Source organism: Erythrobacter neustonensis (genome assembly GCF_001663175.1).
Lineage (GTDB): Bacteria > Pseudomonadota > Alphaproteobacteria > Sphingomonadales > Sphingomonadaceae > Erythrobacter > Erythrobacter neustonensis.
Genome location: NZ_CP016033.1, coordinates 2866792 through 2878698, shown reverse-complemented (window position 1 = coordinate 2878698; position 11907 = coordinate 2866792). Strand labels below are relative to the sequence as shown.

Below are 11907 nucleotides of genomic sequence, written 5' to 3'. Positions count from 1 at the left end.
GGGGGAACAGGGTGAAGGCAATCGCTGCATTGGCCGGATTGGCGCTGCTTGCCGGGTGCATCAATGTGACCGCCCCCGACAAGCCGATCGTGATCCAGCTCGATATCAACATCAGGGCCGATGTGGTGCTGGCGTTGGCCGAGGATGCGGCGAACACGATCGAGGACAATCCCGACATCTTCTGATGATGCGCCGGGGACAGGAGTAGGCAAGATGCACAAGACCGCAATGATCGCCCTGACCGGGCTGGCCGCAATCGGGATCGCAGCGGGGCCGGTGCTGGCACAGCAGCAGCGCGACCCCGCCTATGCCGCCGCGCGCGCCGCCGCGCAGGTGGGCGAACAGCCCGATGGTTACCTCGGGATCGTCGGCATCGCGACGCCCGCGCTGCAACGGCTGGTCGACGACATCAATATCAAGCGCCGCGCGACCTATGCCGAACGCGCCAAGGAAAAGAAGCAGACGCTCGAAGCCTATGCGCTGACCGCGGGCTGCGAACTCATCATGCGCACCGAGCCGGGCGAAAAATACCGTGCCCCCGACGGCACGTGGCAGACCCGCACCGGCGCCGCGCCGACCCGCGATCCGCGCTGCCCCTGATCGCCGCGCGGAGCGGGGCGAACGGTGCAAAACAATTCGCACCTGCACAAAACTCTGGGCCGCGTGATGTTGACACCAAACTGCCCCCCTTCTAAGGGGGCGGCGCCCTCGGCGGGCACCTTGTTGCATGTGGCCTGTCCTTGCGTTTAAGGACCAAGCCATGAGTGACGAGAAACCTGCCCGAGAACCCATTCACGAGGATGCGCGGATCGACGCGCTCGAAGCGCGGCTTGCAGTCGCACGCGAGCGCGAAGAGCAACGCAGCCGGTCGCAGGTGAAGGGTGTCGATGCGAATTATCGCAGCGGCAACCGCGCCTTGGCCAGCCTTCTTGGGGGGATTATCGGCGGTCTGGTGATCGGCTTTGCGGTTGACGCATTGTTCGACATTGCGCCCTGGGGCCTGTTGGCAGGGTTGTTCCTCGGAACGGCTTCGGCTTTCAGAACCATTGTTCAGAGCGCGAAAACGCGCCCCGAAGATGCGGCCAGGAGCGATGTCGAGGGGGGTTAGACCCCTTCCAGACCCCCTCCAGACCCGCCTTTCCGGGCGTGTTTCACGTGAAACATTTGAGGATCTTTCGATCGTGGCAGCCGAAGAAGGCAAGGTCGATCCGATGAAGCAGTTCACAATCGAGCCCATCGCGGGCGCCGATTGGCAACTGGCCGACGGATTTGGCATCGCGTTCACCAATTCCGCGCTGTGGATGGCGGTGACCGCTCTCCTGGTGACCCTGTTCGTCGCCGGGGGCATGAAGCGTTCGCTCGTCCCGGGCCGCTGGCAGATGGCGGTCGAAACGATGACCGGGTTCATCGATGACCTGCTCGAAGCCAATGTCGGCAAGGCAGGGCGCAAGTATGTGCCTTATATCTTCACGCTGTTCATGTTCATCCTGTTCGGCAACCTGCTGGGGTTGGTGCCGCTCGGGCTGATCCCGCACGTGCATGCCTTCACCTTCACCAGCCACTTCACCGCCACCGGTGTGCTGGCGATCATGAGCTTCGCGATCGTGCTGATCGTCGGCTTCTGGAAGCATGGTTTCCACTTCTTCTCGCTGTTCTGGCCCTCGAACACGCCGGTGTTTCTGGCAGCGCCGATCAGCCTGATCGAACTCGTGTCCTTCATGGTCCGGCCCTTCAGCCTCGCGCTGCGTCTGTTCGTCGCGATGATGGCCGGGCACGTGCTGCTTAAGGTGCTGGCGAGCTTCGTGATCGCCGGCGGCAGCGCGGGCGCGGGCCTCGGTGTGCTGGTCGGCGTGCCGAGCTTCATCCTGATGGTCGCGATCAGCGCGCTTGAAATCCTCGTTGCAGGCATTCAGGCCTACGTCTTCGCACTGCTTACGTCGCTGTACATCAACGACGCGGAAAACCTTCACTGAGAGCTTCGCGGCTTTCTTCACTACCATCGACAACAATCAGAATTTGAACGGAGTTTAATACCATGGACGCACAAGCTGCAGCTCTTCTCGGTGCCGGTCTCGCGGCGATTGGCGCTGGCCTTGCCGCGCTCGGCGTGGGCAACGTGTTCGCCTCGTTCCTCGAAGGCGCGCTGCGCAATCCGGGTGCTGCCGACGGCCAGCAGGGTCGCCTGTTCATCGGCTTCGCGGCTGCCGAACTTCTCGGCCTGCTGGCCTTCGTGATCGCCGTTCTGCTGATCTTCAACTAAGAAGATCGTACGCCTGCCGGGCAGCGCGGGGGAGTGTTCCCTGCATGTCCGGCAGGTGGGCTCAATGGCGTTCCGGCTAAAGGTTTATCATGCCTCAGATCGAACAAATCTCGGAATTCCTGACCAGTCAGGTGTTCTGGCTGCTGGTGTTCTTCGGCCTCACCTTCGTGGTGGTCGGCCTTGGAATGGTGCCCAAGATCCTCGGCACGGTCGAGATGCGTGACGGCCAGATCGCCGGCGACCTCGCCGCAGCCCAGGCTGCGCGCGACGCTGCCAACAGCGACGAAGACGCCTGGCGCAGCCGCGAAAACGCCAACCGGGCCGCGGCCCAGGGTGTGATCGGGGAAGCCAAGGCCAAGGCAGCAGCGGCCAACGCGGCCAAGCTTGCCGAGGTGCAGGCGCGTCTCGATGCGCGTCTCGCCGAAGCCGAAGCAGGCATCGCTGCGGCCCGCAACAGCGCGATGGCCGAAATCGAAGGCGTTGCCGCCGAAGCCGCACGTGACATCGTCGCGCGCGTGGCCGGCGCCGATGTCGAACCCGCCGCCGCTCAGGCTGCGGTCAAGGAGGTCATGGCGCATGGCTGATATTGTGACCCTGCTTGCTGCGGCCGGTGCCGAAGCGGCGCATGCCGAGCCGAGTGTTTTCGGGATCGACACCTACCAGTGGGTCGCGCTCGCGATGAGCGTGCTGCTCGCCGTGTTCGTGTGGAAGAAGGTTCCCGGGATCATCACCGGCGGGCTCGACAACAAGATCGCGGCAATCCGCGCCGCGCTCGATGAAGCCAAGACGCTCCGCGCCGAAGCCGAAGGCCTGCGCGCGGAATATGCCGCCAAGATCGCTTCGGCCGAGAAAGACGCAGAAGCGATGCTGGCCGGAGCGCGCAACGAGGCCGAAGCGATCCTCGCCAAGGCCGAAGCTGACAGCGATGCGATGGTCGCGCGCCGCCAGAAGATGGCCGAAGACAAGATCGCCGCCGCCGAACGCGCTGCGGTGGCCGAGGTCAAGGCTCGCGCGGTGACCGCTGCGGCGGCCGCGTCCAAGGTGCTGATCGCCCGCTCGCATGACAGCGCTGCCGATCGCCGCCTGGCGGATGAGGTGATCGCCTCGCTCTGATCGGTTCAGATCATCCGACGTACTCAAGAGGGCGGCCTTTCGGGGCCGCCCTTTTTGTTTGCGGATCACGCGCCCGGCACCAGCACGACTTTGCCCACCAGTTCGCGATTGGCCATCGCGCCGAACGCTTCGCGCCAGCGCGAGAGGGGCAGGGTGCGATCGATGGCAGGAGCGATCGCGCCGCTCTCTGCCAATCGGGCAATCGCACGCTGGATCACGCGCCCGCGTTCGGGCAGCCGGCGCGCATACTCGCCCGCGCGAAGGCCGATGATGCTGAACCCCTTGATCAGCGGAATATTGGTGGACACCTCGGCGATCCGCCCGCTGGTGAAACCGACCACGATCAGCTTGCCCGCAAAAGCAACACAGCGGGTCGATTCGTCGAACACATCCCCGCCGACCGGATCGAACACGATGTCCGCAAGCGCGCCGCCGGTGAGATCGGCAACCTGTTCGCGAAATCTTCCCGCTGCTTCGATGACGGCATCAGCCCCGGTCAGCGCGGCGATCCGTTCCGATTTGGCAAGCGATCCGGTCGTCGCGATCACTCTGGCGCCCAAGGCGCGGGCGAGATCGCAGGCCGCCAGACCTACGCCCCCACTTGCCCCGTGGACCAGCACCCATTGGCCTTCCTGCAAAGCGCCCAGTTCGACGAGGCCGGTGAACGCGGTCGAATAGGCGGCACCCAGCGCCGCTGCGGCGGGAAAGTCCATGCCTGCAGGCATTGGCGACAGCTTGCCCGCAGGGACGCTCGCACATTCGGCAAAGGCGCCGGTCTTGTTGCCGCCCATCACGCGGTCACCGGGGGCAAAGCCGCTGTCCGCGTCGGCTTCGATCACCTCACCGGCAAATTCGAGTCCGGAGGTGAAGGGCGCTTGCGGTTTGAACTGATAATCCCCGCGGGTCATCAACAGGTCGGGGAAATTGAGCGATGCGGCGCGCACACGAACCAGAACCTCGCCCGGAGCGCGGGCCGGGGTGGGAATGTCGGCGAGGCTGACGCCTGACAGATCCCCCGACAGATGATCGACCCTCAGCGCCTGCATCGCGTCAGAAACTGTCCTTGGCAGCGCGCAGCGCGGCGAAGGTCTCCTCCGGGGTGTTCCCGCCCCACCGCGCCATCAGCGAAGGCTCATCGGCGCGCAGGAAAGGATTGGTCGCCAGCTCGCGTTCGAGCGTGGTGGGCACGGTCCATTCGCCATTCGCGCGCTTGGCTGCGATATCCGCCGCGTAGGCCTGCAATGCGGCGTTATCGGGATCGGCGTGAAGCGCGAACTTCGCATTCGATGCGGTGTATTCGTGGGCGCAATAAAGCTGCGTTTCGGGCGGGAGCGCCTTGATCCGCGAGAGGCTTGCCCAGAATTGTGCAGGCTCGCCTTCGAACATCCGTCCGCAGCCCAGCGCGAACACTGAATCGCCGACGAAGGCGATGCCCGCGCCGGGAAGGTGGAAGGCGATGTGGCCGTTGGTGTGGCCCGACACGTCGATCACGCGCGCTTCGGCTGCGCCGATTGTCGCGGTGTCGCCGTGGACCACAACCCGGTCGACAGGAAAGCGGCCCTGAACCTCGGCGGGTGCGGTGATCGTGCAGTCGGTCGCGGCCTTGATCGCCGCGTTGCCGCCCGCGTGATCGGGGTGCCAGTGCGTGTTCCAGACTTGCGTGATCCGCCAGCCTTTCAGTTCGGCCTGGCGCAGATACTCGCCGCCATCGGGCGTATCGATTGCCACGGTTTCATGGCTGTCCGTGTCATGGACAAGATAGCCGTAATTGTCGCTGAGGCAGGGGAACTGGTGAACATGGATCATGCCTGCGATCCTACCCACGCTGCTTCCAATAGGAAAGGCCCGCCTGCACGGGGCAGGCGGGCCTTCCTGTCTGGTCGGCGGCGCTCACCGGGAAGGCGAGCGCCCCGCCGATCCTTATTCGCTACCCTTCTTGAGCGCGGCGCCAAGGATGTCGCCGAGCGAGGCGCCCGAATCCGACGAACCGAACTGTGCAACCGCTTCCTTTTCTTCGGCGATCTGACGCGCCTTGATCGAGAAGTTGGGCTTCTTCGAACGGTCGAAGCCGATCACCATCGCGTCGAGCTTGCTGCCGACCTGGAAACGGTCAGGACGCTGCTCGTCACGGTCGCGGCCGAGATCCGAACGCTTGATGAAGCCGGTCGCGCCGTCTTCGCCAACCTGCACTTCGAGGCCGCCATCGCGGACTTCGAGCACGGTGACGGTGACGGTCTGGTTCTTGCGAAGCGAACCGCCGCTGGTCGCGCCTTCAGCCGAAGGTGCACCCTTTTCGAGCTGCTTCATGCCGAGGCTGATGCGCTCCTTGTCGACATCGACATCGAGCACGATCGCCTTGACCATTTCGCCCTTGCGGTGAAGCGCCAGCGCGTCCTCGCCCGAGATGCCCCAGGCGATGTCCGACATGTGGACCATGCCGTCGACGTCGCCATCGAGACCGATGAACAGGCCGAACTCGGTGGCGTTCTTGACTTCGCCTTCGACTTCGGTGCCGACCGGGTGCTTCTCGGCGAACTCGTCCCACGGATTGCGCTGGGCCTGCTTCAAACCGAGGCTGATGCGGCGCTTGTCGCTGTCGACTTCGAGCACCATCACGTCGACTTCCTGCGAGGTCGAGACGATCTTGCCCGGGTGGACGTTCTTCTTGGTCCAGCTCATTTCGCTGACGTGGACGAGGCCTTCGATGCCTGCTTCCAGTTCGACGAAGGCGCCGTATTCGGTGATGTTGGTCACCTGGCCCGTCAGCTTCATGCCGACCGGGTACTTGGCGGCAACGCCATCCCACGGATCGCTTTCAAGCTGCTTCATGCCAAGGCTGATGCGCTGCGTTTCGGCGTTGATGCGGACGATCTGCACCTTCACGGTGTCGCCGATGGCGATCACTTCGCTGGGGTGGTTGACGCGCTTGTAGCTCATGTCGGTGACATGCAGCAGGCCGTCGATGCCGCCGAGGTCGACGAACGCACCGTAGTCGGTGATGTTCTTGACGACGCCGTCGATCACCTGGCCTTCGACCAGATCGTTGATCAGTTCGCTGCGCTGTTCGGCGCGGGTTTCTTCGAGAACCGCACGGCGCGAGACCACGATGTTGCCGCGGCGACGATCCATCTTGAGGATCTGGAAGGGCTGCGGCACGTCCATCAGCGGGGTGACGTCGCGCACGGGGCGGATGTCGACTTGGCTGCCGGGGAGGAACGCGACGGCGCCGTCGAGGTCGACGGTGAAGCCGCCCTTGACGCGGCCGAAGATGCGGCCTTCGACGCGCTTGCCTTCGCCGAATTCGTTTTCGAGCTTGTCCCAAGCAGCTTCGCGGCGGGCGCGGTCACGCGACAGCATGGCTTCGCCGTCGGCGTTTTCGACGCGGTCAACGAAGACTTCGACTTCGCCGCCAACGGTCAGGCCGTGGTCGTCTTCGCCGCGCGAGAATTCCTTGAGGGAGATGCGGCCTTCGCTCTTGAGGCCGACGTCGATCACGGCAAAGCCGTTTTCGATCGCGGTGACGGTGCCCTTGACGACGCGGCCTTCGAAGCCTTCGTCGCCGGCGCCGCCGAGCTGTTCGTTGAGGAGCGCTTCGAAATCAGCGCGGGTGGGCATTTGACTTGCCATAGTGGAACGAGGTCCTGTTTCGTTGTGCTACCGGCCGCCGGTTTTTCCGGGGTCTTTCACCGCTTCCCGTGCACGATTGCGCAGGCTGGCGGGGCAAGAGGCAGACTTCTGCGCGCAGCCCCATGCTGACGTGCAGGTTCTTTCAAACCATGATGATCGGATTGAACCGGGCGCGCCTAGGCGAAAGCGGGGCAAAAGGCAAGGCATTTCGCCCTTTGCGCCCTTCGGTGCGCGCTGTGTTGGAGACACATGAGACAGTGTCCTGAACAGGAAAAGTCTTCCGCCAAACGGGTGCCGTCAAATGGCGCGCAAACGGGGCGGGGGCAGGGGCATTGTTCACGGGCGCAAGTGTTGCGCCATATTAGCGGGTAGGAAAGCAATCAGTGCGCAGCCGCTCGCGCCTCTACCGCTTTGATCGCGGCCTCGATCGCCGCTTCGCGTGCGAAATGGGTGGTGTCGAGCACGAGCGCGTCAGGCGCAGCCTTGAGCGGGGCATCGGCGCGGCCCATGTCGCGCGCATCGCGCGCCGCGATATCGCGTTCGATATCGGCCAGCGCCACATCGAGCCCGCGGCCCGTCATCTCCAGCCAGCGCCGGTGCGCGCGCGCGGCGACGCTGGCGGTTATGTAGAGCTTCACCTCGGCCTCGGGCGCGATCACGGTGCCGATATCGCGCCCGTCGAGCACCGCGCCGCCCGGTTGCAGCGCAAAGGCGCGCTGGCGCTGATAGAGCGCCTCGCGCACTTCGGGATGCACCGACACGCGGCTGGCATAACCGCCCGCTGCCTCGGTGCGCAGGCTGTCGTCATTGAGCAGGGCAGGGGGAAAATTGCACGCGGCAAGTGCGGTTGCCGGATCGTCCGGATTGCCGCCGGCCAGCTCCACCTGGCGCCCGACCGCGCGGTAAAGCAGGCCGGTATCGAGCAGCGGCAGCCCGAAATGCGCCGCAAGCGCCTTGGCGATGGTGCCCTTGCCGCTCGCAGTGGGGCCATCGACCGCGATGATCACGTCGCATCCTTCCCGCGCGTCAGCCACGCGCGCACCAGCCCGGTCAGTGCAATCGCCGCCCAGAAGAATTCGAGCACAAGGCTGGCCCAGTTGGTGTGGTAGATCAGCGATACCGTCAGCAACGCCGCGCCCAAAAGGTTGGTGCTGTGCAGCACATAGGGATTGGTCTGCTTGGCCAGCGTCAGATAGGCATAGGCGGCAATGATGCACGCGGTGCCGGCAAAGCCGACGAGGCTGGGCCAGTCCATCGGGATGGTCATGCCGCGGATGCCTCGGCCATCAGGCCCATGAAGGTGGGGAAGCTGGTGTTGATCGGGCTGGTGTCGTCGATGCTTACGCCGCTGCGGCTGACGAGGCCTGCCACCGCCATGCTCATCGCGATGCGGTGGTCGAGGCGGGTCGCAACATCTGCGCCCGCCGGCGTGCCGGACAGCGGCTCGCCGCCGGTGCCATGGATCGTCAGGCCGTCGTCGTGTTCCTCGACCCGCGCGCCTGCCAGCGTCAACGCGGCGGCCATCGCGGCGAGCCGATCGCTTTCCTTGACGCGCAGTTCTTCGAGGCCCGTGGTTCGCGTAGTGCCTTGGGCAAGTGCGGCGGCAACGAACAGCACCGGAAACTCGTCGATCATCGCAGGCGCGATGGCCGGATCGACATCGATCCCGGTCAGCGGCGCATGGCGCACGCGCAGGTCCGCCACCGGCTCCCCGCCAACCTCGCGCGGGTTCACTTCCGCAATATCCGCGCCCATCTGGCGCAGCACCTGCAGCAATCCTGCGCGGGTGGGGTTGAGGCCGACATTGAGGATCGTGAGGTCGCTGCCCGGAACGATGCTGGCCGCGACCATGAAGAAGGCCGCCGACGACGGATCACCCGGCACCACCACGTCCATCGGCTTGAGGTCGGCCTCGCCGTGGATCGCGATCACGGTTTCGCCGCCTTCCTCGCCCACTTCGAGTTTTGCGCCGAAACCGGTGAGCATCCGCTCGGTATGATCGCGGGTCGCGACCGGCTCGATCACGCGGGTGATGCCGGGCGTGTTGAGCCCGGCCAGCAGCACCGCGCTTTTGACCTGCGCGCTGGCGACGGGGAGGCGGTAGGTGATCGGCACGGCGGGGCTGGCACCGCGCAGCATGAGGGGCAGGGTGCCGCCCGCGCTCGCCTCGAATGATGCGCCCATCAACGACAAGGGATCGATCACGCGCTTCATCGGACGGCCCGAAAGGCTGGCGTCGCCGGTGAAGGTGGCGGTGATCGCGTGGCTCGCAACCAGACCCATGAGCAACCGTGTCGACGTGCCCGAATTGCCCATGTCGAGCGCCTGAGCGGGTTCGAGCAGGCTGCCCACACCGACCCCGTCGACCACCCACGTCCCGTCGCCTTCGCGCGCGATCTGCGCGCCGAACGCCCGCATCGCCGCGGCGGTTGCGAGCACGTCTTCGCCCTCGAGCAATCCGGTGATCCGGCTGCGTCCGACCGCAAGGCCGGCAAACATCAGCGATCGGTGGCTGATCGACTTGTCGCCCGGCACGCGGATCGTGCCGCGCAAGGGGCCGGCGGCTGCAAAAGTGTGGCTCGTCATAAGGCGCCGGTCTTTGACAGCGCCCCGCGCTTCTGGCAAGGCGCGCCGCGTTTGACCGCCGGGCTCTTGATAAAGCGCTTGCCGGAACCCAAGTTTTGCGATCAATCCGCCCACCGATTTGCAGCTGTTCGGCCCGCCCTGCCTTGAGGGCTGGCCCTGATTGAGGAATAACAATGGCCAAGCCCGAATGGGGTACTAAGCGTACCTGCCCGAAGTGCGGGGAACGTTTCTACGATCTCGGCAAGGACAACCCGGTCGCCTGCATCGAATGCGGCGAAACCTGGTCGCCCGAACCCGTGCTCAAGTCCAAGCAGCCGATTCCCTTCGAGGAAGTGCAGAAGAAGGCCGATGTCGATGCCGACGCCGATCTGGGCGGCGATGACGCGATCGACGATCTGGAAGACATCGAGGACATCGACGAGGACGACGATTCGCCCGACAACGACGTCGACCTCGGCGGCGACGACGATCTGGGCGTTGCCACCGGCACCGGTGACGACGACGGTGACGAAAACTGATTTTTTTGCTTGCAAGCGGGAGGAGGCCCTTCTAATGGCCGCCTCCCGCAGGCAGAGCACAACGCTCTGCTTCGCATGATGACTGGCTCGGGGCCTTAGCTCAGCTGGGAGAGCGCAACACTGGCAGTGTTGAGGTCAGCGGTTCGATCCCGCTAGGCTCCACCAGTCATCCTGATCAAAGTCGGAATACGCAGCCCCTCGGGGGCGCTGTTTCGCAACGCTGGCCGACGAGGTTTCGTCCGCCGGCGTTTTTCGCATTTTTCGGGCGCTGCGGTGTCCGGCAGGAGACGCAAGGCGATGTTCGACACGCTGTCAGACCGGTTGGGAGGGGTCTTCGATCGCCTCAAGGGCCGCGGCGCGCTGCGCGAGCAGGATGTGCGCGATGCGATGCGCGAAGTCCGGATCGCACTGCTCGAAGCCGACGTTGCGCTCCCCGTTGCCCGCCGTTTCATCGATGCCGTCACCGAAAAGGCGATCGGTCAGGATGTATTGCGCTCGGTTACGCCGGGGCAGATGGTCATCAAGATCGTCCATGACGAGCTGGTCGAAACGCTCGGCGGGGTAGAGGTCGAAGGCCTTCGTCTCGATGCCAAGCCGCCGGTCGTGATCATGATGGTCGGCCTGCAGGGCTCGGGCAAGACCACGACCACCGCCAAGCTGGCGAAACTGATCCGCGAACGTCATGGCAAGAAGGCGCTGATGGCGTCGCTCGACGTCAATCGCCCGGCTGCGCAGGAGCAGCTGGCGGTGCTGGGCGGTCAGGTCGACGTGGCGACGCTACCGATCGTGGCAGGCCAGCAGCCGGTCGACATTGCGCGCCGGGCGATGGAAGCCGCGCGTCTCCAGAATTTCGACGTGCTGCTGCTCGACACCGCGGGCCGCCTGCATGTCGACGACGCGCTGATGGCCGAGATGAAGGCTGTTGCCGGCGTGTCGGCCCCCAACGAAGTGCTGCTGGTGGTCGATTCGCTCACCGGGCAGGACGCGGTCAACGTTGCGCAGTCCTTCACCAGCGAAGTGCCGCTGACCGGCGTGGTCCTCACCCGCATGGACGGCGACGCCAGAGGCGGCGCGGCGCTGTCAATGCGTGCCGTGACGGGCAAGCCGATCAAGTTTGCCGGCACCGGCGAAAAGCTCGACGCGATCGAGCCCTTCCGCCCCGGATCGGTCGCCGACCGCATCCTCGGCATGGGCGACGTTGTCAGCCTGGTCGAACGCGCGGCCGCGACGATCAAGGAAGAGGACGCCGAAAAGCTCGCGCGCAACCTCGAAAAGGGGAAGTTCGACCTCAACGACCTCGCCATGCAGTTGAAGCAGATGCGCAACATGGGCGGCCTCGGCATGCTCGCGGGCATGATGCCGGGCATGAAGAAAGCCAAGGCGGCGATGGCTTCGTCCGGGATGGACGACAAGGTGCTGGTTCACATGGAAGCGATCATCGGCTCGATGACCGCCAAGGAACGCGCCAATCCCGATCTGATGAACGCCAAGCGCAAGAAGCGCGTTGCGGCGGGCAGCGGAACCGACGTGCAGACGGTCAACAAGGTGCTCAAGATGCACCAGGAAATGGCCCGCGCGATGAAGCAAATCAAGAAGATGGGCGGGCTCAAGGGCTTGGCTGCAATGCTCGGCGGCGGTGGCGGCATGGGCGGCGCGGGCGGTCCGATGGGGGGAATGCCAGGCCTTGGCGGCCCCGGCGGCTTCCCCGGATTGGGCGGCACCGGCGGCGGTCTTCCGCCCGGGCTTCCTGGCTTGCCCCGCAAGAAATAGTTTTCGATCAATCGTTTCAGTTCAAAAATTCAA

At 65.0% G+C, this 11907-nt stretch carries 15 protein-coding genes and 1 tRNA gene; 10 read left to right on the top strand and 6 right to left on the bottom strand.

The genetic code is table 11. The annotated features are described in order from the left end of the window. Positions 1 to 11: 11 nt before the first annotated feature. The 7 genes from A9D12_RS13385 to A9D12_RS13355 all read left to right on the top strand — a co-directional run bounded on the left by A9D12_RS13385 (position 12) and on the right by A9D12_RS13355 (position 3373). Positions 12 to 185, top strand: a complete 174-nt coding sequence (locus A9D12_RS13385; RefSeq protein ID WP_068354545.1) for a YnbE family lipoprotein — start codon at positions 12 to 14, stop codon at positions 183 to 185. Positions 186 to 213: 28 nt separating this feature from the next. Next, positions 214 to 600 carry a YdbL family probable chaperone protein gene (locus A9D12_RS13380; RefSeq protein WP_082925565.1) on the top strand — a complete coding sequence of 129 codons (387 nt, stop codon included), beginning with the start codon at positions 214 to 216 and terminating at the stop codon, positions 598 to 600. A gap of 160 nt (positions 601 to 760) precedes the next feature. Next, positions 761 to 1108, top strand: coding sequence for an AtpZ/AtpI family protein (locus A9D12_RS13375; RefSeq protein WP_068352663.1), 348 nt, complete (start codon positions 761 to 763; stop codon positions 1106 to 1108). Between the two features lie 103 nt (positions 1109 to 1211). Beyond that, entirely contained in the window at positions 1212 to 1973 is a 762-nt protein-coding gene (locus tag A9D12_RS13370) for a F0F1 ATP synthase subunit A (protein ID WP_068354540.1), read from the top strand. A 62-nt stretch (positions 1974 to 2035) separates the two neighbouring features. Next, the gene (locus tag A9D12_RS13365) at positions 2036 to 2260 is read left to right on the top strand and encodes a F0F1 ATP synthase subunit C (protein ID WP_068352662.1); all 225 of its coding nucleotides are present in this window, start codon (positions 2036 to 2038) and stop codon (positions 2258 to 2260) included. A gap of 89 nt (positions 2261 to 2349) precedes the next feature. Beyond that, positions 2350 to 2844: a F0F1 ATP synthase subunit B family protein gene (locus tag A9D12_RS13360; RefSeq protein ID WP_068352660.1), complete on the top strand. Its 495-nt coding sequence runs from the start codon at positions 2350 to 2352 to the stop codon at positions 2842 to 2844. Continuing rightward, the gene (locus tag A9D12_RS13355) at positions 2837 to 3373 is read left to right on the top strand and encodes a F0F1 ATP synthase subunit B family protein (protein ID WP_068352656.1); all 537 of its coding nucleotides are present in this window, start codon (positions 2837 to 2839) and stop codon (positions 3371 to 3373) included. The genes A9D12_RS13360 and A9D12_RS13355 overlap by 8 nt, the downstream gene beginning before the upstream one ends. 65 nt (positions 3374 to 3438) lie before the next feature. On the opposite strand, the gene A9D12_RS13350 is transcribed toward A9D12_RS13355, so the two are convergent. The 6 genes from A9D12_RS13350 to aroA all read right to left on the bottom strand — a co-directional run bounded on the left by A9D12_RS13350 (position 3439) and on the right by aroA (position 9586). Next, positions 3439 to 4419, bottom strand: a complete 981-nt coding sequence (locus A9D12_RS13350) for an NADPH:quinone oxidoreductase family protein (RefSeq protein ID WP_068352654.1) — start codon at positions 4417 to 4419, stop codon at positions 3439 to 3441. Positions 4420 to 4423: 4 nt separating this feature from the next. Next, entirely contained in the window at positions 4424 to 5179 is a 756-nt protein-coding gene (gloB, locus tag A9D12_RS13345; RefSeq protein WP_068352652.1) for a hydroxyacylglutathione hydrolase, read from the bottom strand. A gap of 114 nt (positions 5180 to 5293) precedes the next feature. Next, on the bottom strand, positions 5294 to 6988 hold the full coding sequence (gene rpsA / locus A9D12_RS13340; protein WP_418251564.1) for a 30S ribosomal protein S1: 1695 nt from the start codon (positions 6986 to 6988) through the stop codon (positions 5294 to 5296). Positions 6989 to 7380: 392 nt separating this feature from the next. Next, complete coding sequence (locus tag A9D12_RS13335; protein WP_068354537.1) at positions 7381 to 8007, bottom strand: (d)CMP kinase; 627 nt, start codon at positions 8005 to 8007, stop codon at positions 7381 to 7383. Next, entirely contained in the window at positions 8004 to 8267 is a 264-nt protein-coding gene (locus tag A9D12_RS13330; protein ID WP_068352648.1) for a CBU_0592 family membrane protein, read from the bottom strand. Before A9D12_RS13330 ends, A9D12_RS13335 begins: the two co-directional genes overlap by 4 nt. Next, positions 8264 to 9586 (bottom strand): 3-phosphoshikimate 1-carboxyvinyltransferase, encoded by a 1323-nt coding sequence (aroA, locus tag A9D12_RS13325; protein ID WP_068352646.1) that lies wholly within the window; start codon positions 9584 to 9586, stop codon positions 8264 to 8266. Before aroA ends, A9D12_RS13330 begins: the two co-directional genes overlap by 4 nt. A 173-nt stretch (positions 9587 to 9759) precedes the next feature. Here aroA and A9D12_RS13320 point away from each other — a divergent pair, with 173 nt between their 5' ends. From A9D12_RS13320 to ffh, 3 genes are all read left to right on the top strand, one after another. Further along, positions 9760 to 10104, top strand: a complete 345-nt coding sequence (locus A9D12_RS13320) for a TIGR02300 family protein (protein WP_068352641.1) — start codon at positions 9760 to 9762, stop codon at positions 10102 to 10104. 89 nt (positions 10105 to 10193) lie between these two features. Next, positions 10194 to 10269 (top strand) — tRNA-Ala (locus A9D12_RS13315). Positions 10270 to 10401: 132 nt separating this feature from the next. After that, entirely contained in the window at positions 10402 to 11874 is a 1473-nt protein-coding gene (gene ffh / locus A9D12_RS13310) for a signal recognition particle protein (protein WP_068352640.1), read from the top strand. The last annotated feature ends 33 nt before the right edge of the window (positions 11875 to 11907 follow it).

Coding starts and splice junctions, on each gene's coding strand:
- A9D12_RS13380 (WP_082925565.1), top strand. CDS start 214: ATGCACAAGACCGCAATGATCGCCCTGACCGGGCTGGCCGCAATCGGG.
- A9D12_RS13375 (WP_068352663.1), top strand. CDS start 761: ATGAGTGACGAGAAACCTGCCCGAGAACCCATTCACGAGGATGCGCGG.
- A9D12_RS13370 (WP_068354540.1), top strand. CDS start 1,212: ATGAAGCAGTTCACAATCGAGCCCATCGCGGGCGCCGATTGGCAACTG.
- A9D12_RS13365 (WP_068352662.1), top strand. CDS start 2,036: ATGGACGCACAAGCTGCAGCTCTTCTCGGTGCCGGTCTCGCGGCGATT.
- A9D12_RS13360 (WP_068352660.1), top strand. CDS start 2,350: ATGCCTCAGATCGAACAAATCTCGGAATTCCTGACCAGTCAGGTGTTC.
- A9D12_RS13355 (WP_068352656.1), top strand. CDS start 2,837: ATGGCTGATATTGTGACCCTGCTTGCTGCGGCCGGTGCCGAAGCGGCG.
- A9D12_RS13350 (WP_068352654.1), bottom strand. CDS start 4,419: ATGCAGGCGCTGAGGGTCGATCATCTGTCGGGGGATCTGTCAGGCGTC.
- gloB (WP_068352652.1), bottom strand. CDS start 5,179: ATGATCCATGTTCACCAGTTCCCCTGCCTCAGCGACAATTACGGCTAT.
- rpsA (WP_418251564.1), bottom strand. CDS start 6,988: ATGCCCACCCGCGCTGATTTCGAAGCGCTCCTCAACGAACAGCTCGGC.
- A9D12_RS13330 (WP_068352648.1), bottom strand. CDS start 8,267: ATGACCATCCCGATGGACTGGCCCAGCCTCGTCGGCTTTGCCGGCACC.
- aroA (WP_068352646.1), bottom strand. CDS start 9,586: ATGACGAGCCACACTTTTGCAGCCGCCGGCCCCTTGCGCGGCACGATC.
- A9D12_RS13320 (WP_068352641.1), top strand. CDS start 9,760: ATGGCCAAGCCCGAATGGGGTACTAAGCGTACCTGCCCGAAGTGCGGG.
- ffh (WP_068352640.1), top strand. CDS start 10,402: ATGTTCGACACGCTGTCAGACCGGTTGGGAGGGGTCTTCGATCGCCTC.